Consider the following 2280-nt stretch of genomic DNA (forward strand, 5'->3'; position numbering starts at 1 on the left):
TGGATGTGCATGGAGCGCAGCGGGTCAGAGCAAGATGACGAATGCCACTACGTCAGCACTATGCTTTTCCTGAGAATCGATCTCGAATTGCTACGCCGCGCCGGATAGCTGGCATGCCGCAAAGAGGATTGTGGCGTGGATTGGCATCGTTCGTGGAAAGCTGATGTAGGGTTGCGGGTCTTGGGCCTGGCATGGTGGGCGCTCGCCTATGCCGCGATCGGGCGGCTGTTCGCCACGCCGCCGCCTGCCATGGCCACACCCGGCCTGACCCTCTTCTCGCTCGCTGCGATCGGCTTCCTGAGCGTCAGCGCCGGCGCCGCGCTGACGATCTGGGGGAAGCACCTGTTCGACGAGGTGGCGGTCAGCGCGCGCTGGCGGCGCAGCAATGCGCCATCATCGCGCCGGCCCCGTGCCGATGTTACCGTCCTGACAGCGACGGTGCAGTGATGCGGTTCGACCGCCAACTGCTTCATCGCCGGTTCGCCAAGCGGACGAACGACGGCACCGACTCTCCGCTGCGGCCGCCCCAACGCGCCCGGCTGGAAGGGCGGCTGAGCCTCGTAAAGAGCCGGACCGGCAGCAAGGACATCGACGATGACTGACAGGCACTACCGCTTCGCCGGAGTGCTGGGTCTGGCGGCGGCGATCGGCTCCACGGCGATCCACCGAGCCATCTACGAACAGGCCAAGCATGGCCCGGCGCAGGTGGGCGAGTTCGCCGCGGGGCTGATGACCTTCGTGCTCGCCTGCGCCGGTATCCTGCTGCTGATCCACGGTGCGCGGCTTGTCGAGCGACCTGAGCTTGCCCCCGATGCCAAACGCGATGACATGCTGGCGCCGCCGCCCGCGCTGATCGACCCATCGCCGCTCGACAGCCGCTACGACGTCGGATCGTTCCTCGCGGCTCGGGCGATTGCGTCGGCCGCGGCCCTGGCGGCGACGCCGATCGCAGGGTCATCCGGCCAGCCCGGCCTTCAGAGCCGTGACGCGGAGCGGCACACCGTCAGGCCGCCCGGCATTGAGGACTGATGGTGCCGCTGGTCGCCGCCTATCTCTATCGCCACGGCCGCCGGGTACGCGAGATCGCTATTGACGAGCGGGTCGACTGCCCAACCGATCGCTCCGAATTTGTCTGGATCGGGCTTGCCGATCCCTGCGCCGCCGACGTCGAGCTGCTGCACCGGCTCTACGGCCTCCATCCGCTCGCCGTCGAGGATGCGCTGAAGGACGGGCAATTGCCCAAGGTCGACGTCTATGGCGACCAGCTGTTCGTGATCGGCCGTACCGCGCACATGGATAATGGCGGGCTGGTGTACGGGCAGACAGCAATTTTTCTCGGCCACAGCCACATCATCACCGTCCGGCAGGGATCAACCCGGTCGCACCAACCGCTGCGCGAACAGCTCGAGGCCTCGCCCGACCTGCTCGGCCAGGGCGCCGACTATGTGCTTCACGCGGTGCTCGACTTCATCGTCGACGGCTATGTGCCCGTTGTTGCGGACATCGAAGACGAGGTGACCGCCATGGAGCAGCGCACGCTCGATGCGTTTCTCGGCCGGGCGGAGATCGCGCGGATCTTCACGCTGCGCCGCGAGCTGATGCGGTTCGGCCGCATCCTGGTGCCGATGGAGGAGGTTGCCCGCAAGCTCGCCCGCCATGACCTGCCGGGCGTGGATGCCGAGGCGCGGCACTATTTCAGCGACGTGCTCGATCACGTTCGCCGCGTCGAGGCGATGACGAGCGGCCTGCGCGAGGTGCTGACGTCGGTGTTCGAGTTCAGCAATCTCATGGAGCAGCAGCGTACCGGCGTCATCACCCGCCAGCTGGCGGCCTGGGCTGCCATCCTTGCGGTGCCGACTGCCGTCGCCGGCATCTATGGCATGAATTTCGACGTCATGCCCGAGCTGCATGCGCGCTACGGTTATCCCGCCGTGTTGGCGGGCATCAGCCTTGTCTGCCTCGTGCTCTACGCCAGGTTCCGCAAGGTCGGCTGGCTGTAGCGCCAAGCATTGCTCGGGCACCGGCAAATGCGACGAGCCGAGGGCGCTATATGCCGCCACTATGCGGAATGCCTGGATCGATCTCGCAACACTATGCGCCGTGCCGTAAATCGGCGTCCGCGAGCTTCTACCGCTCGCATTCACTTGAAGGATCGATTGACATGTTGTCGGCATCCGTATCGGAGCCTGACCAAGCCGGGCCGATCATCTACGTCGGACAGGATTGCGCCGGACACTGGCTGGTCCAGGACAGCAACAAGTGCCTCGAAGGCCGGTTCGT

At 66.0% G+C, this 2280-nt stretch carries 4 protein-coding genes; all 4 read left to right on the forward strand.

Translation table 11 applies throughout. The features are described 5' to 3' along the window. Positions 1-180: 180 nt before the first annotated feature. Genes AC07M8_RS19625 through AC07M8_RS19640 form a run of 4 tightly spaced genes read left to right on the forward strand, consistent with a single transcriptional unit; the run spans position 181 to position 2000 of the window. Positions 181-447 carry a hypothetical protein gene (locus AC07M8_RS19625; RefSeq protein ID WP_495175905.1) on the forward strand — a complete coding sequence of 89 codons (267 nt, stop codon included), beginning with the start codon at positions 181-183 and terminating at the stop codon, positions 445-447. Further along, positions 447-602 carry a hypothetical protein gene (locus tag AC07M8_RS19630; RefSeq protein WP_495175906.1) on the forward strand — a complete coding sequence of 52 codons (156 nt, stop codon included), beginning with the start codon at positions 447-449 and terminating at the stop codon, positions 600-602. The genes AC07M8_RS19625 and AC07M8_RS19630 overlap by 1 nt, the downstream gene beginning before the upstream one ends. After that, positions 595-1029 carry a hypothetical protein gene (locus AC07M8_RS19635; RefSeq protein WP_495175907.1) on the forward strand — a complete coding sequence of 145 codons (435 nt, stop codon included), beginning with the start codon at positions 595-597 and terminating at the stop codon, positions 1027-1029. The genes AC07M8_RS19630 and AC07M8_RS19635 overlap by 8 nt, the downstream gene beginning before the upstream one ends. A gap of 2 nt (positions 1030-1031) precedes the next feature. Continuing rightward, the gene (locus AC07M8_RS19640; protein ID WP_495175908.1) at positions 1032-2000 is read left to right on the forward strand and encodes a magnesium and cobalt transport protein CorA; all 969 of its coding nucleotides are present in this window, start codon (positions 1032-1034) and stop codon (positions 1998-2000) included. The last annotated feature ends 280 nt before the right edge of the window (positions 2001-2280 follow it).

Source organism: Sphingomonas sp. GW821-FHT09E03, assembly GCF_059416225.1.